This is a genomic window from Polaribacter sp. WD7, assembly GCF_003335085.1.
GTDB lineage: Bacteria > Bacteroidota > Bacteroidia > Flavobacteriales > Flavobacteriaceae > Polaribacter.
The window spans coordinates 302,300-327,911 of sequence record NZ_QPEJ01000016.1 but is presented as its reverse complement, the minus strand read 5'-3'; the positions used below and the strand labels follow the sequence as shown (position 1 = coordinate 327,911).

Genomic DNA, 25,612 nt, shown 5'->3' with positions numbered 1-25,612 from the left:
TATGAATTAAAAATTGTTAATACTTATCTTGTAAACACCAATTCATTACCAGAAGAAAATTCTTCAGAAAAACCATAACCTTCAGTATCAAAACCTTTTAACTCATCTATTGTCTTAACATTATTGTCTATGATGTAACGTACCATTAAACCACGTGCTTTTTTAGCATAAGTCATAATAGTTTTATACTGCCCGTTTTTAAAATCTTTAAAAACAGGAGTAATCATAGAAACTTTTAAAACTTTTTTAGGAACTGCTTTAAAATACTCTGTACTGGCTAAGTTAACAAGCAATTCATCGTTCTCTAGTTCATCATTTAAGGATTTTGCCAAGTCTTTGTCCCAAAATTTGTACAAATTATCATTTCTACCAACTTTTAATTTTGTTCCCATTTCTAAACGATAAGGTTGAATTAAATCTAAAGGTTTTAACAAACCGTATAAACCAGATAAAATACGAAGTCTATCTTGAAGTAACGGAATTTTTTTTTCTTCTAAAGAGTTTACATCAATCCCTTGAAAAACAGCGCCCGTAAAAGCATAAATAGCTTGTTTAGCGTTATCTGGTGTAAAAGGTGTTTTCCAATCTTGATTACGTTCATAGTTTAACCTAGCTAAATCATCAGAAATAGACATTAAATCAGCTAGCTTATTTTTAGAAATAGTTTTTAGTTTTTTACTTAGCTTTTCAGATTGTGCTAAAAAACGAGGTTGAGTGTGCAGGCTTGTAGGTACCTTGCTTTCAAAGTCTAGCGATTTTGCTGGTGATATAATGATTTTCATAAGAAAAAAATGCTTGTTATTACAGGTATAAAAATACAAAGGATTTTAAAAAAAGTTAAGTGATAACTCAAATTAATATCAATAAAACTATTTATAAAATTGATAGATCTTAGAGAAATGGAATTTATTTTTTACATTGATCAAACTAATTTGATTTATAGAGGTCTAAAAAATATCAATTAATAACCCAATATTTGAGTAAAGACGCTGAACTTGTAAAAAAATTACAAAGCTCTATGCTAAAAGATAAAGCTTTTAGCGAGTTATTAGATGCTTACCAAGAGCGTTTGTATTGGCATATTAGAAAAATAGTAGTTACACACGAAAATGCAGATGATGTGTTGCAAAATACCTTTATAAGGGTGTATAAAAGCATTAATAAATTTGAAGGGAAAAGTGCTTTACATACGTGGATGTATAGAATTGCGTATAACGAGTCTATGCGATTTTTAGAAAAAAACAAGAAAAAATCTTACGATAATATAGATGAAATTTCAAGTAATCATTTAGAAGTTTTATTTGAAGATGAGTATTTTGATGGAGATGAAATTCAAAAAAAACTACACAAAATCATAGAAGGTCTAAAAGAAAAACAAAGGCGCGTTTTTCAAATGAAATATTTTGACGATTTAAGTTTTAGGCAGATTTCTGATATTTTAAGTGTTTCTGAAAGTACCTTAAAATCGACTTATTATACAGTTGTTAAAATTATAGAAGAAAAAATATTTTTATAAAATCCAAACTATTTTAAAATACTAGGGTCAAATAATATATTATGAGAAAATCAACAGAAAATAGCAACAAAGAAACTTTTTTAAAGAAAGGTTTACAAAGTAATATTGCTAAACATCATAAAACATATTTAGGAACCAATGTACCTGAAGGATATTTTGCGAAATCAAAAATCTCTATTTTAGAAAAGATTAAAGAAGAACAACAAGTTGTTGAGGTTCCCAAAAAACAAAAAGTATTTTGGTTACAACCTAAATTTAGATATATGGCAGCAGCATCTGTTGTATTCTTATTGAGTTTAACAATTTGGTTGCAAAATGTGAAATCTAACACAGAAGAAAGTCAAGTAAACGTAGAATTGTTATCTTTTAATGAAGATGTTTTATTAGATGTACTATTAATAGATGACACTCAAATGAATGCCTTTGCAGAAGCAACATTAATTAATGAGGTTGTTATAAAAGCAGAACTTTCTGAACAAAATTTAGATAATTTAATATTAGATTCTATGATTTCAGAAGACTCATTATTAGATGATTACTTAGGAAATGAGCTGATTGAAAATATTATTTTATAAAATTTTAATTTTTTTTCAAACTATTTTAAAAAACGCGGTTCTAAGAATTAGAAACAATAATTAACTAAAAAATTATAATTATGAGAACTTCAATTTCAACAAAGAGTATTTTAAGATCAAGTATTTTATTTTTCTCGATTACCGCATTTATTTTATCAACACTATTACTTACTTCTTGTTCAGAATCTGAGCCAGTTGATTCTTTAGAAACAGAATTAGCTTTATCTGACCAAGCTTTAATTGCCGAAATAGAAACCGCAGCAAAAGTAACTGTAACTGCATCAGATTTACCAATAGCAGCAGCAAATGCTTTTAGTGGAGATTTATCTGATACTTATATAAAAAGCGTACAAGTAGCAGAAGGTTTAGGATTTAAAGTAACTTTAGGAACTGATGACGAATCTAGAGAAGAAAATACTAGTGAAGCGTTTTTATCTAGAGAAGGAAGAAAATTAAAAGATAATGATGAGCGAAGAAAGAAACGTAGAGCTCAATGTTTTCAATTTGTTTTTCCTATAGACTTTATTATGCCAGATGATTCATCAATTACTTTAGAAAGCAAAGAAGATTGGTCATTAATTAGAGAATGGTATGCAGCAAACCCAGATGCAGAAGAAAGACCAACTTTAGTATTTCCTTTAGATGTAACTTTAGAAGATGGTACAGTACAAACTTTAATAGATAGAGACGAGTTAAAAGCTGTAAAAGATTCTTGTAAAAAAGGAAAGGATAAAAGAAAATGTTTTAGACTAGTATTACCTGTTACTTTTACAATGCCAGATGCTACAGAAATAACTGTAACTGAAAGAAAAGAGTTTAGACTAATTAGAAGATGGAAAAAAGCAAATCCAGAAGTAGAAGAAAAGCCTACACTAAATTTTCCTGTAGATATTATGTATAAAGATGAAACTACAGCAACTATTAATAGTGCAGAAGAAATGGCTACAGCCAAAGAAAGTTGTGAAGAATAAATTAAAAGTATTACTTTTAGACCTTGAGTAAAATAAACACGAAAATGAAATTTAAAACTATCATATTACAAATTAGCTTTATGAGTTTGATGCTGTTTGGAGGTGCTATTTTTGCTCAAGATTCTAACTATAAACTAATTACCAAAGAACTCACAGCAGCTCAAAAGGAACTTTTACAAAAAGAGCGTGAGGTAATGAAAGCAAATAGAGATGCTTTTAAAGCCACACTAACTAAAGAGCAGTTGGCTATTCTAAAAGATAAAACAATTTCTAAAACTGAAATAAGACAACGTTTACTGGCTACATTTACCAAAACCCAGAAAGATTTGGTTAGAAATCAGCAACTGCGTTTAAGACAAACTAGAGAGCGTTTTAGAAAAACCTTAACTAGAGATCAACGTAAAACACTCCAGGAAAGGATAGATAAAATTAGAAATAGCAAAGACAGAGGTGAGTTAAAAAATGGTCCCAGAGAGAACAATACGGATGGAAGAAAGACAAGGCCAACAAGAGGGAATTAGGATGAATATATGATATATTTTTATCAAAAAATAAAAACGAATATAAAAGTTTTTGGGTTGCTACTGTTTACAGTAGCAACCTCTTTTTGTTCTTATGCCCAAGAGAAAGAAGATGATGTTATAGACGATTTGTTAGATGATTTGTTTTTTAGTGACAAACAGTTTATTGATGAGTTGGTAGAAGGAGGCAGTTCTTTCAATTTTATTTACGCTTCCTTAGGTTATAATAGCAATACTTTTTTTTCAGGTAGAGATTCTGGAACCGACCAATTTAATATCATACCTCAAGTTTCTTACTATCATTCTTCTGGATTTAATGCCAGTATTTCCGGAGTATATTATCAAAATTTTGATCCACATTGGGATTTTACAAGTCTTTCTTTAGGCTATTTAAATACATTAGGAAAAAACAATACAGTTATTTACAGTGCAGGATATACTAAGTTTTTTTATGCTGATGATTTTGATGATTTTACAAATTCAATAGATCTTAGTTTAGGTATTCGAAATAAAAAAAGAACTTTAGGGAGCACTATTTCTGGTTCTTATTTGTTTGGTTCAGATGAATCTTATCAAATTGTTTCGAGTTCTTTTGCAAGAATAAATTTATTACGAAAAGCCAATTATGCGTTAAGAATAAGACCAACAATAAGTTTTATAGCAGCAAAGCAATCATTTACTTATTTTCAGCGTTTCAGAACAAGGCCTTTTAGACGGTTAATAACAGTAGAAGTTTTTAATGTATTGAATACCCAAGTTTTCATACCTGTGTCATTTACCTTAAAATCTTGGGATTTTGAATTAGGGTATGCGCTAAATTTACCGAATGCTGTTGCTAACGAAAGCGATTTGCCAACTACTGGATTTTTAAGTTTTTCTCTTGGTTATTTATTTGATTTTAGTAAATAAATCTTTTTTATTTACGTTATTAATCGTAATATTGCAATATATAAATAATTATGGGGTTAACAAAGTCAGATATCTTTACCAAAGAACAAAATCAAATTGCTACTATAGCTAAGGTTTTGGGGCATCCTGCTAGAATAGCTATCCTAGATTTTTTAATAAAACTGCAATCTTGTGTTTGTGGAGATTTGGTAAAAGAAATAGGTTTAGCACAACCTACAATTTCTCAACATTTAAAAGAACTTAAAAAAGTTGGGATAATAAAAGGTAAAATAGAAGGAACCAGTGTTTGTTATTGTATTGATGAAGAAAACTGGAATGAAATTAAATATACTTTAAATCACTTTTTAAACAAAAACCCAACAGAAAACTGTTGTTAATTTAATATAGAATGAGTCTTTACAAGCAAATAGAAGAAACAATTTCTACTTTAAAAGTTGGGAGTATTTCTCAAGAGAGAAAATTAACTTTACAACCTTTAATCGATTTTATTCAAGAAAAAACAATTGCTAACAAACCAATAAATATTAATTTTATTTGTACCCATAACTCTAGGAGAAGTCATTTAACTCAGATTTGGGCAAAATCAATGGCAGAGTACTTTGGTGTAGAGAAAGTAAATACGTATTCAGGCGGTACAGAAGCTACAGCTATGTTTTTTAAAGTAGCAGAAACTTTAGAAAACCAAGGATTCAAAATTCAGGAAATAGCTGAAGTAAAAAATAAAATTTATACGATTAAGTATGATGATAATTCGCAGCCCATTATCGGTTTTTCAAAAAAACATGACCATGAATTTAACCCAAAATCAGAATTTGCTGCAATTATGACTTGCTCGCAAGCAGATGAAGGTTGTCCTTTTATTTTTGGAGCAGAAAAAAGAATTCCTATAACTTACGAAGATCCAAAATTATTCGATTGCAAAGAAAATCAAGCAGAAAAATACGAAGAAAGAAGCTTACAAATAGCAACAGAAATGTTGTATGTGTTTTCATCAATAAAAAAATAAAAAATAGATAAGCCATGAAATTATCAGAAATTAAAAATCACTTAAAAGAATTGAATACTATTGCTTTTCAATTACCAAATGGAAATTTAGTACCTAGTCATTTTCACGTAACAGAGGTAGGTAAAGTAACCAAAGACTTTATTGATTGTGGAGGTAAAGTTAGAAACGAAACCGTGATTAACTTTCAATTATGGGAAGCCAATGATTATGATCATAGATTGCATCCAGAAAAACTAGTAAATATTATAGAACTTTCTGAAAAGATTTTTGACTTTGACGATTTAGAGATAGAAGTTGAATACCAAGGTAAAGAAACTATTGGTAAATTTGGTTTGGATTTTAATGGGACAAATTTTCTGCTAACTTCAAAGCTAACAGCTTGTTTGGCAGAAGATGCTTGCGGAATTCCAAAACAAAAACCAAGAATAAGAATTTCTGATTTGGGTAAAGTTTCTAGTTGCGACCCAAATTCTGGATGTTGCTAATCTATTAAAATAATTGTTAGTTATAGTAATGGAATCTCTTTTAAATTTTATAAGCTCAAAAACTGTCTTAGCAGAAGACGAGTTAAAACTTGTAAAAAAAAGCTTTGTTGCTCTAGAAGTAGATGCTAATACTGTTCTTTTAAAACAAGGACAAATAGCAAATCACATTTATTTTTTATCTAAAGGAATTGTAAAAGGCTATGAAAATAATGATGGAAAAATTGTGATTTGCCAACTAATTCCAAAAGAAAATTTCTTCACTTCGTTAGATAGTTTTTTTCATCAAAAACCATCAACAGAATTTTTACAAACTATTACAGCATGTAAAATAAGCGCTATAAATAAGCAAGATTTAGATATTTTAGTAGAAAATATTCCATCTTTTGGTGCATTGGTTCAAGAAGTTACTAATTTGCATTTGTCATGCAAAATGGAAAGGGTTAAAGATTTTCAAACACTATCTGCCAAACAGCGCTATGAAAAATTTTTAATACAATATCCAAAATTAGCGTTAGAGGTTTCTGTAGATAATGTTGCCTCTTATCTTGGTATAGAACCACAATCCTTAAGTAGAATTAGAAGACAACTTACTTTCTAACAAATGTTATTTTTAGTTTCTTAAAAGCTTTAGAAATTTGCTCAGATTTAAAAAGAAAATATGAGCGAAGAAATTTCTTTAGTAACTGGTGGTAATGGACATTTAGGAAACAATCTTTTACGGTTACTGTTATCTAAAGGTTTAAGAGTAAGAACAACAGTAAGAAATGCTAATAATACAAAACCGTTTAAAGGTTTAAATTGCGAAATTGTTCAAGCAGATATTACAGACAAAGCATCTCTTAGAAAAGCGTTTAAAGGTGTTACAAACCTTTACGCTGTTGCTGCAAATTTTAATATGTGGGCCAAAAATCCTAAAAAAGAAATTTATGATACCAATATGCAAGGCACTCAAAATGTATTTGATATTGCCAAAGAGTGTGGTATTAAAAACATTGTTTATGTAAGTTCTGTAGCTGCTTTAGATTTTACAAAGTTACCAGCTTCTGTAACCAATGGGTATAATAAAGATCGTAGAAATTGGTACTACAATTCTAAAAACGACTCTGATAAACTAGCTTTAGATTTGAGTAAAACCTATAATATAAGAACAGTTGTAGTACTTCCTTCTGCAATGATAGGAGCAGAGGCTTATAAATTAAGTTATTCTAATAAATTAGTACATCAAATTTTAAACAAAGAAATTCCTATAGATACTAATATTACATTAAACTGGATAGACGTAAAAGACGTTGCTTTAGGATTGTATAGCGCTATGTTAAAAGGAAAAAATAGAGCGCGTTATATTCTTGCAAATAAAAAGCATACTTCAATGCAAGAGAGTGTTAAAATTGCATCGGAATTGTACCCAGAATTAAACATTAAAGAGCCCAAAAAAGTACCTAAAAAGTTATTATATGTTGTGGCAGTTCTAATGGAATTAACAAGTAAAATTTCAGGTAAAGAGCCTAAATTACAAAGGCAATATTTAGATATGTTTTACGGATTAAAACAAGATTATGATACCAGTAACTCAGAAAAAGATCTGGATTTTTATCCAAAATCTTCTAAAAAAGCATTAGAGGAGGCACTATATTATTTAAAAAACGATTGGGATAAATAAAAATTTAAGAATTGTTTTATAGAGTACTTCTTTCTTTTAAATAACAAATATTTTATATTGTAAGTGGTAATGAGTTTGTTTAGCTAAATTAAAAAATACTACATGGAACTTGATAAAAATATACTTTCTTTTCTACCTAAAGAATTGCAACAGAAAATTCTGTCTGAGTCTACCATTCAGCAATTTGCAAAAGGAACTAAAATTTTAAGAGAACAACAGTATGTAAAAGTATTGCCAATAGTTATAGAAGGATTGGTAAAAGTAAATTCTAGTTTTAATGAAAAAGAGTTGTTGTTATATTATATAGAACCAGCACAAAGTTGTGTAATGTCTTTTTATGCAGCGTTAAAAAATACACCTAGTAGGGTATTTGCAGAAACAGAAGAAGATTCAACTATTTTGTTACTTCCTGTAAGGTATTTGCCCAAATGGTTAAAAGAATATCCAAAACTTAACGAGTTATTTTACCATCAGTTTAATTTAAGGTATTCTGAACTATTAGATACCATTAGTCATTTGCTGTTAGATAAAATGGATAAACGTTTGTATGACCATTTAAAAAGAAAAACAAAACTAATCAACTCTAAGACCATAAAAGTAAGTCACGTTCAACTAGCAAACGAATTAGGTACAGCAAGAGAAGTTATTTCTAGAGTTATGAAAAAGTTAGAAGTAGAAGGTAAAATCGCACAAAATTCTGGTGAGATTATTTTACTAAGTAGTGACTAAGGTCACTGCACAGTCTATTTTCATGATCCATATTTGTGGTGTTAAAATAATAATCATTAAAATTTTAAAATCATGAAAAAAAATATGGGTTCTGTAGATAGAGTTGTAAGAATTCTAATAGCTGTTGTAGTTTCTGTATTATACTTTACAGGCGTAATTAGTGGAGTATTAGGTATTGTGCTATTAATTTTAGCAGGAGTGTTTGTATTGACAAGTTTGGTCAATTTTTGCCCAATTTATAGTGTGTTTGGTATTAAAACATGTGCTATAAAAGGAAAATAATAAACAGCAGTACGGCAGTTTTTTTAAAATAGCAGTTTAGGCAAAAAGTGTAAACTGCTATTTTATTTTAAAGAAAGTATAGAAAATTAAAGTTCTTCTTTAGAATTCTCCGAATAGGTTCTCCATTTTTCTAAACAATCTGCTATGTCTTTTGGAATTTCTGAATTGAACTGTAAAAATTCTCCAGAAATAGGATGTGTAAATCCTAAGGTTTTTGCATGTAATGCTTGTCTTGGTAAAACTTTAAAACAATTTTGAACAAACTGTTTGTATTTGGTAAATGTAGTTCCTTTTAAAATCTCATTTCCTCCATAGCGCTCGTCATTAAAAAGTGTATGTCCAATATGCTTAAAATGCGCACGAATTTGGTGCGTTCTTCCTGTTTCTAATTTACATTGAACCAATGTTACATAGGTTAAACGCTCTAAAACTTTAAAATGTGTAACGGCATGTTTACCATATTCTCCATCAGGAAAAACAGCCATTTGCAAACGGTTTTTTAGGCTGCGGCCTATATTTCCTTCAATTCGTCCTTCATCATCTTCTATGTTTCCCCAAACTAATGCGTAATACAATCGTTCTGTAGTTCTATCAAAAAACTGACGAGACAAATTAGCCATGGCAAATTCAGTTTTAGCAACAACCAACAACCCACTAGTGTCTTTATCTATTCGATGCACTAAACCTGGGCGTTCGTTAGCGTTAGTGGGTAAATTTTCAATATGGTGAATTAAACCGTTTACCAAAGTTCCAGAATAATTACCATGTCCAGGATGTACAACCATTCCTGCGGGTTTATTTACAACAATTAACGTGTCATCTTCGTAAACAATATCTAGAGGAATATCTTCTGCAACTAATAAATTTTCGTGAGGAGGGTGAGCCAAAACTACACGAACCACATCATTAGGTTTTACTTTGTAGTTTGGTTTTACAGCAATATCATTCACCAAAACATTACCTGCTTTTGCAGCTTGCTGTACCTTGTTTCTTGTCGCATTTTCAACAAAATTCATTAAAAACTTATCCACACGTAAAGGAACTTGTCCAATGCTAGCTGTAAACTTGTAATGTTCGTATAATTCGTCGTTTTCTATATCTTCTGATTGATTTTTCTCCATTTTATTTTGGGTACACCCTGTTTGATAAGAAAAATTAATTTCCTCTTCCGTCACCTAATACCAAATCTAAAATTGAATTTAGTGGCAATTTATCTCCAGGATTTATGATTTTTTCATTAAAACGCAAACCACGTACAACATCTTTACCAATATCATGTACATAAGTAAAATTAGTGCCAACATTAAAGCCTAGAGAACGCAATTGAGAAGTTGCTTGTCTTTTTGTTCTACCATTTAAATCGGGTATTGTAACATCTCTGTATTTAGATGGGTTTAACGTTAGGTAAATCTTACGCTTTTCTTTAACATAATCCCCAGCTTCTGGAGTTTGCTCTATTACAGATTTTTTAGGATACTCTGGATTGTAACTAGCGCTATCTATAATTTTAAAATCTAAATCTAATTCAGTTAGTTTTTTACGCACATCATCTAAAGACATCTTATGTAAATTAGGAACTTGTATTTTTTGATCATGATTGGTAGTAATGCCTAACCAATACTTAAGAGAAAAAACAAAAACTAACAAACCAATAACTGCAATACCTACTTGAATAAAAAAAGTTTTACTTTTTAAGAATTGAAAAAGACTCATTTTTAGATTTTTTGGACGTACAAAGATATAAAAAGTAAACGTGGTCTTTTCTATTATTATTTTGATAAATTTGTGCTATTATTTAACAACCAATGATAAAAAACATTGCAATCGTAATGGGTGGCTTTTCATCCGAAGTAAACATCTCTTTAAAAAGTGGTAATGTTGTTTACAAACATTTAGATAAAGAAAAATACAATGCTTTTAGGGTTCATATTTTGGAAGAAAAATGGGCAGTTGTAGATGAAGACGATAATGAATATACAATTAATAAAAATGATTTTTCATTTGTAATTAAAGAAAAAAAAGTTGTTTTTGATTGTGTTTTTAACGCAATTCATGGTGCTCCTGGAGAAAACGGAAAACTATTGGCTTATTTAGAGTTGCTTAACATACCCCATACTTCTGCACCATTTTATCAAATGGCACTTACATTTAATAAAAGAGATACATTAAGTGTTGTAAAATCATACGGTATAAAAACTGCAATTTCTGTATACCTAAATAAAGGAGATGTTATAGAAATTGAGAAAATTATTAAAAAAGTAGGTTTACCTTGTTTTGTAAAACCTAATAATGCAGGTTCTAGTTATGGTATCTCTAAAGTACATTCTGCATCAGAATTGATTCCTGCAATAGAAAAAGCATACAAAGAAGATACAGAGATTTTAATAGAATCTTTTTTAGACGGAACAGAAGTTTCTGTTGGAGTAATTCAATATAAAGGAGAAGTAACAGTTTTGCCCATTACAGAAATAGTTTCTGAAAATGATTTTTTTGATTACGAGGCGAAATACGAGGGTAAATCTGAAGAAATAACTCCGGCAAGAATTACCAAAGAAGAAGAAGAAGAGGTGCTAAAAACCGCCAAAAAAGTGTATTCTATTTTAAATATGTCTGGTTTTTCACGATCTGAATATATTTTAGTAAATTGCAAGCCATATTTCTTAGAAATGAATACCGTTCCTGGATTAACCGAAGAGAGTATTTTACCTCAACAAGCTAAGGAAGCAGGCATATCATTAAAAGAATTATTCGATAATGCAATAGAAAGTTCCCTCAATTACTTACAATAAACAGTTTGTAATTTACACTGAAATTATTATAATAATTTTTCTATTTTTATCAATATATAAATATTTACTACTTAGTATTAAAGAGGGTACATGAAAAAAGCAATTTTTCCAGGATCATTTGATCCAATTACATCTGGTCATCATGATATAATTACTCGTGGAGTAAAGTTGTTTGATGAGCTTATTATTGCTATTGGAGTAAATTCTAATAAAAAATATATGTTCTCTTTAGAGGAACGAAAAAAATTTATAGAAGATTCTTTTAAGCATGAACCTAAAATAAAGGTGTTAACTTACAAAGGATTAACTGTAGATTTTTGTCAGCAAAACAATGTCGAATTCATTCTAAGAGGATTACGAAACCCTGCTGATTTTGAATTTGAAAAAGCCATTGCGCATACCAATAGAGATTTGGCTCCTATAGAAACAGTGTTTTTGTTAACGGCAGCTTCAACTTCCTATATTTCCTCTTCAATAGTAAGAGAAGTTATTATTAATAATGGGGATTATACAAAATTAGTTCCACAAAGTGTTAGAATCAACAAAAAGTAAAATCAAAATAAATTAATCACAAAAATGAAGAAATTTTTAATCACAGGAATTTTAATGGCAATGGCTTTTGTAGGTTTTGGTCAAAGTTCATATCATAAAGTTGGAGATACCCTGTATTACGCAAATAACAGAGCAACTTTTGTAAAAACAAATACCTATGTTATAATTAAAGAGACCAATGTGGGTAAAAATAGTAACGTATATAAGGTAGAAAAATATGTTGCAGATGCTGCAGATAAAGATTTTGTCTTAGATTCTAAGTTTACTACTAATGGTTTACAGTTGTTAAAAGCTAATGGAGAATTTATATCTTACTATAAGAATGGAAATAAAGCTTCTGAAGGAAAAACCATTAATGGAAAAAAAGACGGAGGGCTTTGGACATATTATTATGAAAATGGTGAAAAAAAATCTGAAGAGAAAATGTCTACAGGTAATTATTTTAATGATAGTACAAAAAACTTAGTAATGAGTTTTTGGGATGAAAAAGGAGAGCAAACCGTAACTGACGGAAATGGATTTTCTCAGTTTACAAATGAAGAAGGGCTTTTTGAAAAAGGAAGTTACAAAAATGGTTTAAAAAACGGTTTGTGGACTGCTTTTGACGGAGATACAAAAAAGTACGAAGAAACATATAAAAATGGAAAATTAGTAAAAGGAATTAGTTATGTTGGAGGAGAAACTTTTAATTATAAGACAGTTACCTCATCGGCTTATTATAAAAAGAAAGATAATAGCGCAGTTAGAAAGTATGTAGACAAAAATTTTAACAGTAATACAGCAGGTGTAATTGGAGACATGTTTGTTACATTTTTAGTAACAGAAGAGGGTTTTGTAGGTGAAGTGAATATCATAAGAGGATTAACAGTTGATTACAATACCGAAGTAGAAAGAATATTGTCAGAAATGAAAGGATGGACACCTGCACAGAAAAGGGGGAAACCTTACAACTCTAAATATTCTTTAAGTCTTCGTTTTTCAGAATAATTAGATGAAGAAAATTGTTGTATTTATTACCGTTTTAATTATTTATTCTTGCAACAAAAGCAAAAGAGAAAACAAAGATTTTACAACACTTTTTGAGCAAACTAAAGGAACTGAAACTCCAGAGTATAAAGCTGTTATTTCTTACTACAAAGATCTAGCAGAAGAATATTCTGGAGTTTCTTTATTTTCTTTTGGACAAACAGATTCAGGTGAACCTTTACATTTGGTGGTATATAGTCAAGAAGAAATTTATACTATTGATGAAATAAAAACATCATCAAAAAATAGAGTACTTATAAATAATGGAATTCATCCAGGAGAATCAGATGGAATAGATGCTTCTATGATGCTTATAAGAGATATTGTTCAAAATGATTCTTTACAAAAAAAATATAAAAACACTATTGTTTGTGTTATTCCAATTTATAATGTTGGTGGTGCTTTAAACAGAAATTCACACACAAGGGCTAATCAAAACGGGCCAAAAGTTTATGGTTTTAGAGGTAATGCTAGAAATTACGATTTAAACAGAGATTTTATAAAGCAAGACACAAAAAATGCAGCAACTTTTACTGAAATTTTTCATTTGATAAACCCTGATGTTTTTATAGACAACCACGTTAGTAATGGAGCAGATTATCAATACGCCATCACTCATTTATTTACCCAGTATAATAAGTTAGGAGGAAGTTTAGGTACTTTTCTTGAAACTGAAATGAAGCCAGATTTAGAAACTGCTTTAGAAGATAAAAGTATCTCTATAACACCTTACGTTAATGTTTGGGGAACTACCCCAGAAAATGGATTTTCACAATTTTTTGATTCACCAAGATACTCTACTGGATATACTACACTCTTTCATACCTTAGGATTAATGGTAGAAACACATATGTTAAAACCCTATGCTCTTAGAGTATCTCAAACCTATGAGTTGATGTTTTCTATGCTAGATTTTACTGAAAAAAAGTCTACAAAAATTAAAAGTTTAAGAAGTAAGGCTGTTGCAGAAATTTTAGCAAAAAAGACGTATCCGATAAGCTTTAAAATTGATAAAAAAAAATATACAGAACTTCAGTTTAAAGGCTATGAAGGAGAATTTATAGAAAGTAAAGTTACTTCTGGAAAACGTTTGTTTTATGATAAGAATAGGCCATATATTAAAACTACAAAGTATTACAACAGTTTTATAGTAGATAAAGAAATATTCATACCAGATGCTTATATTTTAAAGAAAGGGTGGTATAAAATAGTAGATAGATTAGAGAATAATCATATTAATTATAGTCGCTTTCAAAATGATACAACTATTTCTGTAGAGGTTAATCATATAAAAGACTATAAAACGAGAAGTTCTGCATACGAAGGACATTATTTACATTACAATACATCAGTAACAAAAACAATTGAAAACATTACCTTTAAAAAAGGTGATTTATTGATACCTACAAACCAAAACGGAGTTCGATATTTACTGGAAACTTTAGAAGCAGAAGCAGTAGATTCTTTTTTCAACTGGAACTTTTTTGATACCATCTTACAACAAAAAGAAGGGTATTCTGGTTACGTTTTTGAAGATATTGCAGAGAAGATTTTAGCCGAAAATGAATCATTAAAAAACAAATTCTTAGAAAAAAAGCAATCGGATAAAAAATTTGCAGAAAACCCTAAGGAGCAATTAGATTTTATTTATAAAAATTCATCTTATTATGAGCAGGCTCATCTAATGTTACCCGTTTATAAAATTTTCAACTAAAATAACAACCAATCAAAACTTATACTCTCCCAACGGTTTTGGAAATTTTTCAGGATTTGCGGCTAGATGATAACGCGGGTCTTCAATATCTTCTACTATAATGTCATTAAAAATAGGGCTTGCTTTATACAGCAATATTTTACAGTCTTTACTCAAATGTTTTAAACTGATTTTCTTGCCTGCAGCTTGGTATTTTTCAACTAAATTAAAAATGGCTTCAATAGCAGAATGATCAGAAATTCTAGCCTCAACAAAATCAATTTCTACAGTTTCAGGATCATTTTTAACATCAAACTTTTCATTAAAAGCAGCAATACTCCCAAAAAAGAGAGGTCCCCAAATTTCATAAATTTTTGTACCATCTGCTTTAAAACGTTTTCTAGCTCTAATTCTTCTAGCGTTTTCCCAGGCAAAAACCAATGCAGATACAATTACGCCTAAGAATACCGCAACAGCTAAATCAACAAAAACAGTTACTGCAGAAACTAGAATTAATACAAAAGCATCTGATTTTGGTATTTTCTTTAAAATCCTAAAACTAGACCAAGCAAATGTTTCTATAACCATCATAAACATAACACCAACCAAAGCTGCAATAGGTACCATTTCTATGTATTTATCAGCAAATAAAATAAATGTTAATAAGGTTAATGCCATCATAATACCAGATAAGCGTCCTCTACCACCAGCGTTAATGTTTATTACAGTTTGTCCTATCATTCCGCAACCACCAGTTCCACCAAACAAACCAGAAATAATATTTCCAGAACCTTGAGCAATACATTCTTTATTTCCGTTTCCTCTAGTTTCTGTGAGCTCGTCTACCAAATTCATCGTCATCAAGGTTTCTATCAAACCAACAGAAGCCGCTAAAAATGCAGGTAGGGCAATAAATTGTAGCGTGTCTAGATTAAAAGGTAAATTTTGCCACAATTCTAGATTTGGAGTAGGAAATTCGCCTTTTAAACCAGTTCCTCCTCCTTCAATAATATAAGAACCTACTGTGGTTGTGTCTATATTGAAACCGATAACGAGTAAAGAAGTGACTAAAATAGCTGTCAAGGCAGCAGGCAATTTTTTTGTAATTTTTGGTAGTAACCAAATAATTCCCATAGTTAACAAAACTAATGCCAACATGGTGTACAATTCTGTACCTTGCATAAACGTACTTTTATACTCATTGACGCCTTCAGCAGAAACTGATAATGATTTGTGTGAAAACATTTTTACCTGAGCAATAAAAATAACGATAGATAATCCGTTTACAAAGCCCATCATTACAGAATGCGGAATTAAACGAACAAATTTACCTAGTTTAAAAACACCTGCAAAAATTTGAATAATACCCATTAAAATTACACAGGCCATTAAATAGAAAAACCCCATATTTTCTATAGGTTGATCTAATAGCATTCCTTTGGTATGACCTTCTGCAATCATATGAACAAAAATAACAGCTACAGCCCCGGCAGCACCAGAAATCAACCCAGGTCTACCACCAAAAAAAGCAGTAATTAACCCAATAATAAATGCTCCAGAAAGTGCCATTAAAGGATCTATTTGGGCAACAAAAGCAAAAGCTACCACTTCAGGAATCATTGCAAGAGAAACTGTAATTCCTGCTAAAACATCATCTTTGGCATTTGGGGTAATTTTTCTGAAATATTTAGTCATTTTCGGTGTGTTTTCAAGTCGGCAAAGATAGGGTGTTTTTTTAGAAAACTATCCTTGTTTATAAGTATCGTAAACCAATCTAATATTTGCGTAAGAATTTTTTAAAATTTCTCTAATCTCAGATTCTTTTTTAAAGTTTACTTGAGTAATCCCTTCTTCTATTTGAGGCTTTAACTCACCTTCGTAATCAGAATGCATTAAAAACCAATAGGTTTGTTTTAATTTAAGACCATTTCTATAATAAGAGTGATAGGTAGTAGTTAATGGCTTTATCAGTGTAAGATCAGAAATTCCGCATTCTTCTTCAACCTCCCTAATAGCAGCAGTTTCTGTAGTTTCGTCTTTTTCCAAGTGCCCTTTTGGCAAATCCCATACATTATTTCTAAAAATAAAAAGGTATTCTTTTTTAGCGTTCACTACCAAACCGCCGGCAGCAGAGACCACCTCAAAATTAGAGGTAAAAGAAATCCAATCACTTTCTAAATTACCAGAATGTAAGCAAATTCCAATTCCTTTTTTTTGTTTAGTTTGATGAAGAATTTCTTTAAAATTGATGTTATTAAAATTGTAAGAAGTAAAATTTTTCTCTTTTTTTAAAGAAGAAGTGATAATTATAGGAGTATCATTTACAAAAACTTTATACATTTGCGATATGATTTTAAACAAAGATACGGCAAAAAAAACAGCTGAACTTTTGTTGCAAATTAAAGCAATAAAGTTGAGTCCAAACGAACCTTTTAATTGGGCTTCTGGCTGGAAATCGCCAATATATTGCGATAACAGAATTACGTTATCATATCCTCCAGTTCGTGTTTTTTTAAAAGCAGAAATTGCAAAAATTGTAGAATTAGAATATGGTAAACCAGATGTAATTGCTGGCGTAGCTACAGGTGCAATCGCTATCGGAATATTAGTGGCTCAAGAACTTGGTGTTCCGTTTATTTACGTTAGACCAGAACCTAAAAAACACGGTAGAAAAAACCAAATAGAAGGTCATTTAGAAAGTGGTCAAAACGTTGTGGTGATAGAGGATTTAATTAGTACAGGAAAAAGTAGTTTAAATGCTGTGGCAGCATTAAAAGAAGCGGGAGGTGTAGTTAAAGGTATGGTTGCTATTTTTTCTTATGGATTTGATGAAGCTGCTAAAAACTTTGAAGATAAAGCAGTTAGATTGCATACCTTAAGTAATTATGAAAATCTATTAGAGCAAGCGCTAGACAGCAATTACATTACTCAAAAAGAGTTAAATACACTAAATGATTGGAGGAAAAATCCAAGTGAGTGGAATCAATAAATTTGAACTATGAATATAGAAGGGAATAAAGTAATTGTAAATAAGTCTGCAGAAGATGTATTTACTTATTTTGATGATTTGCAGAATTTTAAAACTATAATGCCAGACAACATTCAAAAATTTGAAGTTGAAGGTGATTCTTTTCTTTTTGGTTTACCAGGAATGCCAGAAATTAGATTAGTTTTAAAAGAAAAAACGCCTTTTACTAATATTACTTTAGGTGCAGCAAGTAGTAAGATGCCATTTACATTGTCTTCAGATATTAAAGAATTAGTAGACGATAAATGCGAAATCCAACTTAATTTCGAAGGAGAGTTTAACCCTATGATGGCTATGATGATAAAAAAACCAATAACAAAATTTGTTGATGCACTAACTGAGAATTTGAGGAAACTTTAAAGAAAAGTAATTTCTTTTACACCAAATTCTTTGATGGTTTCATCCTCTAGTTCTATAACCAGATTGCCTAAAGAAGAAATACCTATAATTTTACCCATAAAATTTATATCCTGATTATTTTTAAACATAGTTGGAATGTTTTTTTTGTACAATACATTCAAATAATCTTTTTCTAGTGCTTGAAATTTTAGGGACTCTAAAGTGTTAATCCTTTTTTTAAGATTATTTAAGATTTGGTCAAGTACATAATCTAAGTTAAAATGTATGCCGGTTTCTAATTTCATAGAAGATGCGTTTGGTAAAAAGTTAGGAAAAGTTTCTTGGTTAACATTAAGACCAATTCCTACTACAGAATTTTTTATGTGACTGCCAATAAAGGTATTTTCAATGAGAATACCGCAAATTTTACGATTTGCTGACATAATGTCGTTAGGCCATTTTATAGAAATTTTGTGTACGTCATTCTGTGTTAAAGTATCAAAAACAGCTAAAGCAACTGCAAAATTAAAATACTTTTTATTCTTAACATTAAAATTTTTTAACTCAATAAAAGTACTAAACGTAAGGTTTTTAAAAGGTTTTGAAACCCATTTAGAATGCTGTTGCCCTCTTCCGTTAGTTTGGTTATGAGTAACTACAGTATAATAGTTTTCTAAATCAGAATGAAGTACTAAATCTTTTAAAAAAGAATTAGTAGAATCAATGGCATTAAGTTTGATTATTTTCAAGTGTTAAATAAAGTGTAAACTCCGGTAATAATACATAAAATACTCGCAAAAAAATAATAACTTTGCGAAAAATTAGTAAATTAATTAATGACAAAAAAACAAGTAAGTACAGATAATTTAATAGCTGTAATTTTAAAAGGGATTGATGACGTTAAGGGTGAAGATATACAACTATTAGACTTACGAGAAATAGAAAATACCGTTTGTGATTATTTTGTAATCTGTTCAGGTAACTCAAACACACAAGTAAACGCAATTTCTGGTTCTATCCAAAAAGTAGTTAGTAAAGAACTTAAAGATAAACCTTGGCATGTTGAAGGAGAAACCAATGCAGAATGGGTTTTAATGGATTATGTAAATGTAGTTGTTCACATTTTTCAGAAACACGTTAGAGATTTTTATGACATAGAAAGTCTTTGGGGTGATGCCAAAATAACAGAGATAAATCCAGTTTAATTTTTTGATTTTAAATAAATGAGTGATTCAAAAAAAGATAATAATTCTAACATGCCTAAATTTAAATTTAATGCATATTGGATATACGGGGCTATATTTTTAGTAATAATAGCTGTTCAGTTTTTCGGAAGTGGAGATTTATCTTCAAAAAATATTTCGAAAAACGAATTTTATGAAATTTTAAAAGAAGATGATATAAAGAAAATAGTTGTAGTAAATAATAGTATTGCACAGATTTTTATCAAAGAAAAAGCTTTAGAGAAAGACCGTTATAAAACAATGGTAACTTCTACATTTTATTCTAGAGGCGCTGCTTTGTATGAATATAACTTTGGAGACCTACAAAACTTTGAGAATGATATAGAAAAAGTTAAAGCTGAAAGAGATTTAGATTTTGATAAAGAGAATGTAGAAAGAACAAGTATGTTTGAAACAATTTTGGGCTTTCTACCTTTTATTATTTTAATTGCTATTTGGTTATTCTTTATGAGAAGAATGTCTGGTGCTGGTGGAGGTGCTGGTGGAGGAGGTCAAATATTTAGTATTGGAAAATCGAAGGCAAAGTTGTTTGATAAAGATACTAAAGTAAAAACTACATTTGAAAATGTAGCTGGTTTAGAAGGCGCAAAAGAAGAAGTACAAGAAATTGTAGACTTTTTAAAGAGTCCAGAAAAATATACCTCTTTAGGAGGTAAAATTCCAAAAGGCGCATTATTAGTTGGCCCTCCAGGAACAGGTAAAACATTATTAGCTAAAGCTGTTGCTGGAGAAGCAGGTGTTCCCTTTTTCTCTCTGTCAGGTTCAGATTTTGTAGAAATGTTTGTTGGTGTTGGAGCGTCTAGAGTTCGTGATTTGTTTAAACAAGCACAACAAAAATCACCTTCTATTATTTTTATTGACGAGATAGATGCTATTGGAAGAGCTCGAGGTAAAAATAGTATGACAGGAGGAAATGATGAACGCGAAAATACACTTAATCAACTCTTAACCGAAATGGACGGTTTTGGTACAGATACCAATGTTATTGTTTTAGCAGCAACAAATAGGGCTGATGTTTTAGATAAAGCTTTAATGCGTGCGGGACGATTTGATCGTCAAATATATGTAGATTTACCAGATATAAAGGAGCGCCAAGAAATTTTTGATGTACATATTAAACCATTAAAATTAGGCGATGATGTAAATGTTGAATTTTTAGCTCAACAAACTCCTGGTTTTTCTGGTGCAGATATAGCTAATATGTGTAATGAAGCAGCTTTAATTGCAGCAAGAAAAAGTAAAAAAATAATAGAACACCAAGATTTTTTAGATGCTGTAGATAGAATTGTAGGTGGTTTAGAAAAGAAAAATAAAGTAATTACTCCTAAAGAGAAAAAAGTAATTGCATTTCATGAAGCAGGTCATGCAACTGTGAGTTGGATGTTAGAACATGCAGCACCATTAGTAAAGGTAACTATTGTTCCTAGAGGACAGTCTTTGGGGGCAGCATGGTATTTGCCAGCAGAAAGAATGATTGTACAAACAGAACAAATGTTGGATGAAATGTGTGCAACATTAGGTGGTAGAGCTGCTGAAAAAATTATTTTTAATAAAATTTCTACTGGAGCGTTAAGCGATTTAGAAAAAGTAACCAAACAAGCTAGGGCTATGGTTACTGTATATGGTTTAAATGAAGAAGTGGGTAACATTACTTATTATGATTCTTCTGGAAATGATGCATTTGTTAAACCTTATAGCGAAGAAACAGGTCAAAAAATAGATAAGGAAATTTCTAAAATTATTGAAAATCAATACCAAAGGGCAATTAATCTTTTAGAAGATAATAAAGAAAAATTAACCATTTTAGCAGAGTTATTGCTAGAAAAAGAGGTTATCTTTAAAGATGATTTAGAGAAAATATTTGGTAAACGACCTTTTGAAGAAATAGAAGAAAAAATTGATAGAATAATTGAAGAAAGAGAAGATATTCCACCAGTAACTAAAACTACTGAAAAATAAATGTCTCTATTAAATGAATTTTTTTAAGAAGCTTTTCAATATCCCTATTAAAGAGGATAAAGAAATTCAGAAGCAAGAAGTAGATCTTTCTTTGGACGACTTATTTGTACATAATTTTGTAGAAAAAGGAGGAAAGTTCTTATATTGTATAGAAGAATCAGAGATTTTAAATAATCTAAATAATATTCTTCAAGAAAATAGTTGGAATCAAATAACTCTTTTGAGTAAAGATTTATCATCGTATTTTGATGAAAAACAGGTAAAAGTAAGTACAGACTTTGTTGCTGATGTTCCTGTTTTTTTAAATTGCGAACATTTAATTGCAGATAACGGTAATATCCTGTTCTCTTCAAATCAATTAAAAAGTATTAAACTTTGCAATATGCCATCAAACTTTATAGTATTTGCTAAAACGAGTCAGTTGGTAAAAAACATGGGGCAAGGATTAACTGGTATTAAAATACATTACAAAGGAAATTTACCAACAAATATCTCTGCCATAAAAAATTATGGGGCAGATAAAAACGAGGATAATTTTCTAAACTATGGTAACAGTAATTCAAAAAACTTATATTTGCTGCTATTAGAAGATTTATAGTATGCGCAACCTTTTTAGAAGGAGTTTTTCAGGAATCATTTACGTATTAATATTTTTGTCTGCTATTCTTTTTTCTAAAGAATCTTACATTGTACTGATATCTTTATTCAGTTTATTATCTATTTGGGAATTTTCTAGATTGATAGATTTTAAGAGTTTTATTGGCTATTTTTTTTTCATATTTCTTTTGTTCTTAATATTAAAAAGACCTGAAAGTTTTGCTGTAGTAGGTGTTTTAATAATCACTTTACTGTCGTCATTATATTTGGTTTATCAACTTTTCTCTAAAAAAGAGATCGCTTTTTTTAATGATAGATCTAAACTAGGAATGGTAATAAGGTACATTATATTTTCTATGATTTTTTTAATATTATTACCTATTTATAAAGGAATTTATCGTCCTAATATAATGATATCTATGCTTATTATAATTTGGGTAAACGATAGTTTTGCTTTTTTAGTTGGTAAAAATATAGGAAAGACCAAACTTTTTGTCTCTGTATCACCCAAAAAAACCATAGAAGGCTTTGTCGGGGGTTTCATTTTTGCCTTATTAGCAGCATATATAATTAGTAAACTGAATACTGAATTTTCAGTTTTACACTGGTTAATAATAGCAGTAATTGTTAGTGTAATGGGAACAATAGGAGATTTGGTAGAATCAAAATTTAAGAGACAAGCAAATATGAAAGATAGTGGAAACATTATGCCTGGTCACGGAGGTATTTTAGATCGTTTGGATAGTTTGTTGTTTGTGGCACCATTTGTATATTTGTATATTAATTTTATAATTTAAGTATGATTCGTTTTCATAAAGAAGGATATAAAATCATAACCATTGCACTTGTATTTTCTGTAGCAGCAATTTTTCTTGCAGAGAAATTTATTCCTGTTTTTTGGCTGATGAAAGCAACACAAGTTTTAATTCTTGTTTTTTTAATAATAATATTACAGTTTTTCAGAAACCCTAAAAGAAATACTTTAATAAATGAAGATACAATTATTGCTCCAGTAGATGGTAAAGTAGTTGTTATAGAAGAAGTAGAAGAGCCAGAATATTTCAAAGATAAACGATTGCAAGTTTCAATTTTTATGTCACCTATAAATGTACACGTAACAAGGTATGCTATGAGCGGTGTTGTAAAATACAGTAAATATCATCCAGGTAAATATTTAGTGGCGTGGCATCCAAAAGCATCTACTGATAACGAAAGAACAACAGTTGTGATAAACAATAAATCTTTTGGAGATGTTTTATACAGACAAATTGCAGGAGCTTTGGCTAAAAGAATTGTTAATTATGCAGAAGAAGGGACGCATGTTGTACAAGGTTCAGATGCAGGATTTATAAAATTTGGATCTAGAGTAGATTTGTTTTTACCTTTAGAAACAAAACTAAACGTCGGTTTAGGAGATAAAGTAAAAGGAGGAATTCAAGTTATTGCAGAAAAATAAATTGATGGAAACTGATTTAGACAAAGAGTTTAAGCTAGCTTTCAAAAAAATATCTACTCTAAAAAGGATTATAGCACCCGATTTAATGTTAAAGTTCTATGCTTATTATAAGCAAGCTAATTTTGGAAACAACTTTTCTTTTAATAATAAATTAGACGTAAGAAGCGGTTTTAAATTTAACGCTTGGATGCAATTAAACGGTATGTCGTCAGAACAAGCAAAGCAAGAATATATTAATTTAGCAAAAGAAGTTTTAAAAAATAACAAATAAAAAAATGAAAAAAATTATAACAGTATTTGGTTTTGTAGTATTAGCTCTTAATTTTATAGCATGTAAGTCAGAAAAAAGACCAGAATATGTTGAAGAAAAAAAAGTAGAAGAGGTTAAGAAAAAAAGTACTGCACCGTTTGCTTTCGAAAAAGCCGATAATTCAATTAAATTCACGGCTTATAAAACTTCAGATAAAGTACCTGTAGGAGGACAATTTAAAAAAGTGGACATCATTTCTGGAGGAGAAGGTAATACTATAAAAGAAGCTGTACATAATACGGAATTTTCTATTCCTGTTAGTAGTATTTTTACAAAAGAAGCAAGTAGAGACTATAAGATAAAAAAGTTTTTTTTCGGAGTAATGGAGAAAACAAAATTACTTTCTGGAAAGTTGGTTTTAGAAAATGACTCAACAGGTTATGCAAATCTAAAAATGAATAATGTTATTCAAAAAGTTCCTTTTTTATATACAATAGAAGCTAAAAAGTTTTCAATGCAAGCTACTATGGATGTTGCCAATTGGAATGCTTTGGAGGCTTTAAATTCTCTAAATACGGTTTGTAAAGATTTGCACACAGGTGCTGATGGAATTTCTAAAACATGGAGTGAGGTAGCATTAAACATTACATCAGAGTTTTAATTTTTTTAACTTTTTTTTGCATATTTCATTTTTTTGTTATTTATTTGACATAATTAATAATTAGTTAACCCCTAAAATCTAATGATTAAGTATTAATTGAGTACTTTTCGTTGCCCCTTAAATTAATGACTAAAATTTTTTCCCCTAAAAATTTAAGACTTTATGTTCTTATACTATTCATAAGCCAATCTTTTTTTGTCTTATCTCAATCTGACGTTTATATAAATTGGGGTAATTGGTCTTCAGAAAACAGATTGGAGATTATAAACCCTTCTAATTCTGTTGTACTTTCTATAGAAGATAATTACGTTAGTAGACAAAATATCAAATTTTTAAATCAAAATTCTACAAGAATAAGCTCGCCAAAAGGTAGCTATACAGTTAAAGTTTATGACGATTACAGAGATGACTGGAATGGTACAGATTCGTATGCTATAATATTTGTTGATAATAACCAAACTTTTGAATTTGAAGGTAATTTAAATAATACAACAACCAGTGTTATTGAGTTTGCCAGAGTAACGATAAAGAATCTTATAGAAAATAATAAAAACTTAACTTTTGAGGACTTAATTAGAGGTTCTCAAATCCTTGGTGGTTTAATGCAAGCTACTGGAGGAGCAGAATATGCAGCCTTAGGGCATGCAGGATGTAGCAGAGGCGTGGGGTATAGAACCGTTCCGAGTCATATTAAAAGTGGCTCGGATCAAGGTTCTTATGATGACACAAACCCTGGTAATAATGGAGACTATTACAGTAGTATTATACATGGTTCTGGAGAAACAAGTAGATCAAATTCATTCTCTAAATGTATTTTTCTAGAAGGTAGAGTAAGTCCATAAGTTATATGAAGAATTTAAAAAGAGAATAAATTAACCCCCTAATATTTTATTAACCCCTAAATCTTATTAAAATGAAAAACTTAAAAAACAAATTATTTTTAACAGTAGTGTTATGTTTTGCAATTTATGTAAACGCACAAGATTATTTAATGACATTAAACCCAACTTCTTTAAATTTTATTGATAAAGATGCTAAAGAATATGCGGGAGAACCCCTAATTAAAGATAAAACTTATACTTATAATTATAATGGAGGAGAAGTTTTTGTTGTCTTTAAGGGTAAAGAACATATAGAATATCATAACAACAGACAAAATTTCATAAAGTCTAAACTTTTCTGGGTAGAAAAAGATCTAGTATATGTAACAATAGAAGACTATAATATTCCTAATTTTCCTTTTGAAAGAGGGACAAAAATGAAAATAGAATTTACAAAAGTCAAGAATGGTTATGTAGAGTATAAATCTACTCTCGGAGGAAGAACTTGGTTAGGTAAAATGAAAGAGAATGAATTTTAACAAA

33 protein-coding genes are annotated in these 25,612 nt (G+C 29.8%); 27 read left to right on the top strand and 6 right to left on the bottom strand.

All coding sequences use genetic code 11. The annotated features are described in order from the left end of the window. Positions 1-23: 23 nt before the first annotated feature. Positions 24-782 (bottom strand): peroxide stress protein YaaA, encoded by a 759-nt coding sequence (yaaA, locus tag DUT90_RS05600; RefSeq protein WP_114426184.1) that lies wholly within the window; start codon positions 780-782, stop codon positions 24-26. Positions 783-1,018: 236 nt separating this feature from the next. Between yaaA and DUT90_RS05595 the strand changes: the two genes are divergently transcribed. The 12 genes from DUT90_RS05595 (at position 1,019) to DUT90_RS05540 (ending at position 8,654) form a co-directional block, all read left to right on the top strand. Then, entirely contained in the window at positions 1,019-1,516 is a 498-nt protein-coding gene (locus DUT90_RS05595) for an RNA polymerase sigma factor (protein ID WP_258848504.1), read from the top strand. Between the two features lie 41 nt (positions 1,517-1,557). Continuing rightward, positions 1,558-2,091, top strand: a complete 534-nt coding sequence (locus DUT90_RS05590; RefSeq protein ID WP_114426180.1) for a hypothetical protein — start codon at positions 1,558-1,560, stop codon at positions 2,089-2,091. An 80-nt stretch (positions 2,092-2,171) separates the two neighbouring features. Continuing rightward, positions 2,172-3,062, top strand: a complete 891-nt coding sequence (locus tag DUT90_RS05585) for a hypothetical protein (RefSeq protein ID WP_114426178.1) — start codon at positions 2,172-2,174, stop codon at positions 3,060-3,062. 44 nt (positions 3,063-3,106) lie between these two features. After that, on the top strand, positions 3,107-3,583 hold the full coding sequence (locus DUT90_RS05580; RefSeq protein WP_147266198.1) for a hypothetical protein: 477 nt from the start codon (positions 3,107-3,109) through the stop codon (positions 3,581-3,583). A 57-nt stretch (positions 3,584-3,640) separates the two neighbouring features. After that, complete coding sequence (locus DUT90_RS05575; protein ID WP_114426174.1) at positions 3,641-4,492, top strand: hypothetical protein; 852 nt, start codon at positions 3,641-3,643, stop codon at positions 4,490-4,492. A 50-nt stretch (positions 4,493-4,542) separates the two neighbouring features. After that, positions 4,543-4,869, top strand: a complete 327-nt coding sequence (locus DUT90_RS05570) for a helix-turn-helix transcriptional regulator (RefSeq protein ID WP_114426173.1) — start codon at positions 4,543-4,545, stop codon at positions 4,867-4,869. A gap of 11 nt (positions 4,870-4,880) precedes the next feature. Continuing rightward, on the top strand, positions 4,881-5,498 hold the full coding sequence (locus DUT90_RS05565; RefSeq protein WP_114426171.1) for a low molecular weight phosphatase family protein: 618 nt from the start codon (positions 4,881-4,883) through the stop codon (positions 5,496-5,498). 14 nt (positions 5,499-5,512) lie between these two features. Beyond that, positions 5,513-5,983: a DUF6428 family protein gene (locus tag DUT90_RS05560; RefSeq protein WP_114426169.1), complete on the top strand. Its 471-nt coding sequence runs from the start codon at positions 5,513-5,515 to the stop codon at positions 5,981-5,983. Between the two features lie 28 nt (positions 5,984-6,011). Next, positions 6,012-6,581, top strand: a complete 570-nt coding sequence (locus DUT90_RS05555) for a Crp/Fnr family transcriptional regulator (RefSeq protein WP_114426167.1) — start codon at positions 6,012-6,014, stop codon at positions 6,579-6,581. 60 nt (positions 6,582-6,641) lie between these two features. After that, positions 6,642-7,643: an NAD-dependent epimerase/dehydratase family protein gene (locus DUT90_RS05550; RefSeq protein WP_114426165.1), complete on the top strand. Its 1,002-nt coding sequence runs from the start codon at positions 6,642-6,644 to the stop codon at positions 7,641-7,643. A gap of 102 nt (positions 7,644-7,745) precedes the next feature. Continuing rightward, the gene (locus DUT90_RS05545) at positions 7,746-8,372 is read left to right on the top strand and encodes a Crp/Fnr family transcriptional regulator (protein WP_114426163.1); all 627 of its coding nucleotides are present in this window, start codon (positions 7,746-7,748) and stop codon (positions 8,370-8,372) included. A 72-nt stretch (positions 8,373-8,444) separates the two neighbouring features. Then, on the top strand, positions 8,445-8,654 hold the full coding sequence (locus tag DUT90_RS05540) for a DUF2892 domain-containing protein (RefSeq protein ID WP_114426161.1): 210 nt from the start codon (positions 8,445-8,447) through the stop codon (positions 8,652-8,654). Between the two features lie 86 nt (positions 8,655-8,740). On the opposite strand, the gene DUT90_RS05535 is transcribed toward DUT90_RS05540, so the two are convergent. Together DUT90_RS05535 and DUT90_RS05530 are read right to left on the bottom strand one after the other, a co-directional pair. Then, positions 8,741-9,775, bottom strand: coding sequence for an RluA family pseudouridine synthase (locus tag DUT90_RS05535; protein ID WP_114426159.1), 1,035 nt, complete (start codon positions 9,773-9,775; stop codon positions 8,741-8,743). Between the two features lie 34 nt (positions 9,776-9,809). After that, positions 9,810-10,367, bottom strand: a complete 558-nt coding sequence (locus tag DUT90_RS05530; RefSeq protein WP_114426157.1) for a PASTA domain-containing protein — start codon at positions 10,365-10,367, stop codon at positions 9,810-9,812. A 92-nt stretch (positions 10,368-10,459) separates the two neighbouring features. Between DUT90_RS05530 and DUT90_RS05525 the strand changes: the two genes are divergently transcribed. The 4 genes from DUT90_RS05525 (at position 10,460) to DUT90_RS05510 (ending at position 14,735) form a co-directional block, all read left to right on the top strand. Continuing rightward, a complete protein-coding gene (locus DUT90_RS05525; RefSeq protein WP_114426155.1) occupies positions 10,460-11,443 on the top strand; it encodes a D-alanine--D-alanine ligase in 984 nt (327 codons plus the stop codon). A 90-nt stretch (positions 11,444-11,533) separates the two neighbouring features. Continuing rightward, entirely contained in the window at positions 11,534-11,995 is a 462-nt protein-coding gene (gene coaD / locus DUT90_RS05520) for a pantetheine-phosphate adenylyltransferase (RefSeq protein WP_114426154.1), read from the top strand. 24 nt (positions 11,996-12,019) lie between these two features. Beyond that, entirely contained in the window at positions 12,020-12,982 is a 963-nt protein-coding gene (locus tag DUT90_RS05515; RefSeq protein WP_147266197.1) for a hypothetical protein, read from the top strand. A gap of 4 nt (positions 12,983-12,986) precedes the next feature. After that, the gene (locus tag DUT90_RS05510) at positions 12,987-14,735 is read left to right on the top strand and encodes a M14 family metallopeptidase (RefSeq protein ID WP_114426151.1); all 1,749 of its coding nucleotides are present in this window, start codon (positions 12,987-12,989) and stop codon (positions 14,733-14,735) included. A gap of 12 nt (positions 14,736-14,747) precedes the next feature. Here DUT90_RS05510 and DUT90_RS05505 read toward each other — a convergent pair whose 3' ends face one another. Beyond that, positions 14,748-16,409 carry a SulP family inorganic anion transporter gene (locus DUT90_RS05505; RefSeq protein ID WP_114426149.1) on the bottom strand — a complete coding sequence of 554 codons (1,662 nt, stop codon included), beginning with the start codon at positions 16,407-16,409 and terminating at the stop codon, positions 14,748-14,750. Between the two features lie 48 nt (positions 16,410-16,457). Then, positions 16,458-17,054 carry an NUDIX hydrolase gene (locus DUT90_RS05500; protein WP_114426331.1) on the bottom strand — a complete coding sequence of 199 codons (597 nt, stop codon included), beginning with the start codon at positions 17,052-17,054 and terminating at the stop codon, positions 16,458-16,460. A gap of 7 nt (positions 17,055-17,061) precedes the next feature. Between DUT90_RS05500 and pyrE the strand changes: the two genes are divergently transcribed. Continuing rightward, positions 17,062-17,703, top strand: coding sequence for an orotate phosphoribosyltransferase (pyrE, locus tag DUT90_RS05495; protein ID WP_114426147.1), 642 nt, complete (start codon positions 17,062-17,064; stop codon positions 17,701-17,703). 9 nt (positions 17,704-17,712) lie between these two features. Next, positions 17,713-18,102 (top strand): SRPBCC family protein, encoded by a 390-nt coding sequence (locus tag DUT90_RS05490; protein ID WP_114426145.1) that lies wholly within the window; start codon positions 17,713-17,715, stop codon positions 18,100-18,102. On the opposite strand, the gene DUT90_RS05485 is transcribed toward DUT90_RS05490, so the two are convergent. Continuing rightward, positions 18,099-18,830: a biotin--[acetyl-CoA-carboxylase] ligase gene (locus DUT90_RS05485; protein ID WP_114426144.1), complete on the bottom strand. Its 732-nt coding sequence runs from the start codon at positions 18,828-18,830 to the stop codon at positions 18,099-18,101. The two genes, DUT90_RS05490 and DUT90_RS05485, sit on opposite strands and share 4 nt — an antisense overlap. Before the next feature lie 87 nt (positions 18,831-18,917). Between DUT90_RS05485 and rsfS the strand changes: the two genes are divergently transcribed. The 9 genes from rsfS (at position 18,918) to DUT90_RS05440 (ending at position 25,608) form a co-directional block, all read left to right on the top strand. Continuing rightward, positions 18,918-19,286, top strand: a complete 369-nt coding sequence (gene rsfS, locus DUT90_RS05480; RefSeq protein WP_114426142.1) for a ribosome silencing factor — start codon at positions 18,918-18,920, stop codon at positions 19,284-19,286. Between the two features lie 18 nt (positions 19,287-19,304). After that, entirely contained in the window at positions 19,305-21,284 is a 1,980-nt protein-coding gene (gene ftsH / locus DUT90_RS05475) for an ATP-dependent zinc metalloprotease FtsH (RefSeq protein WP_114426139.1), read from the top strand. Between the two features lie 13 nt (positions 21,285-21,297). Continuing rightward, positions 21,298-21,882: an LUD domain-containing protein gene (locus DUT90_RS05470; RefSeq protein WP_114426137.1), complete on the top strand. Its 585-nt coding sequence runs from the start codon at positions 21,298-21,300 to the stop codon at positions 21,880-21,882. Position 21,883: 1 nt separating this feature from the next. Further along, the gene (locus DUT90_RS05465) at positions 21,884-22,678 is read left to right on the top strand and encodes a phosphatidate cytidylyltransferase (protein ID WP_114426135.1); all 795 of its coding nucleotides are present in this window, start codon (positions 21,884-21,886) and stop codon (positions 22,676-22,678) included. Positions 22,679-22,680: 2 nt separating this feature from the next. Then, on the top strand, positions 22,681-23,337 hold the full coding sequence (locus DUT90_RS05460; RefSeq protein WP_114426133.1) for a phosphatidylserine decarboxylase family protein: 657 nt from the start codon (positions 22,681-22,683) through the stop codon (positions 23,335-23,337). A 4-nt stretch (positions 23,338-23,341) separates the two neighbouring features. After that, positions 23,342-23,608: an acyl-CoA-binding protein gene (locus tag DUT90_RS05455; RefSeq protein ID WP_114426131.1), complete on the top strand. Its 267-nt coding sequence runs from the start codon at positions 23,342-23,344 to the stop codon at positions 23,606-23,608. 4 nt (positions 23,609-23,612) lie between these two features. Continuing rightward, positions 23,613-24,248, top strand: coding sequence for a YceI family protein (locus tag DUT90_RS05450; RefSeq protein ID WP_114426129.1), 636 nt, complete (start codon positions 23,613-23,615; stop codon positions 24,246-24,248). A 125-nt stretch (positions 24,249-24,373) separates the two neighbouring features. Further along, positions 24,374-25,090: a hypothetical protein gene (locus tag DUT90_RS05445; RefSeq protein WP_114426127.1), complete on the top strand. Its 717-nt coding sequence runs from the start codon at positions 24,374-24,376 to the stop codon at positions 25,088-25,090. 71 nt (positions 25,091-25,161) lie between these two features. Beyond that, positions 25,162-25,608, top strand: coding sequence for a hypothetical protein (locus DUT90_RS05440; protein ID WP_114426125.1), 447 nt, complete (start codon positions 25,162-25,164; stop codon positions 25,606-25,608). The last annotated feature ends 4 nt before the right edge of the window (positions 25,609-25,612 follow it).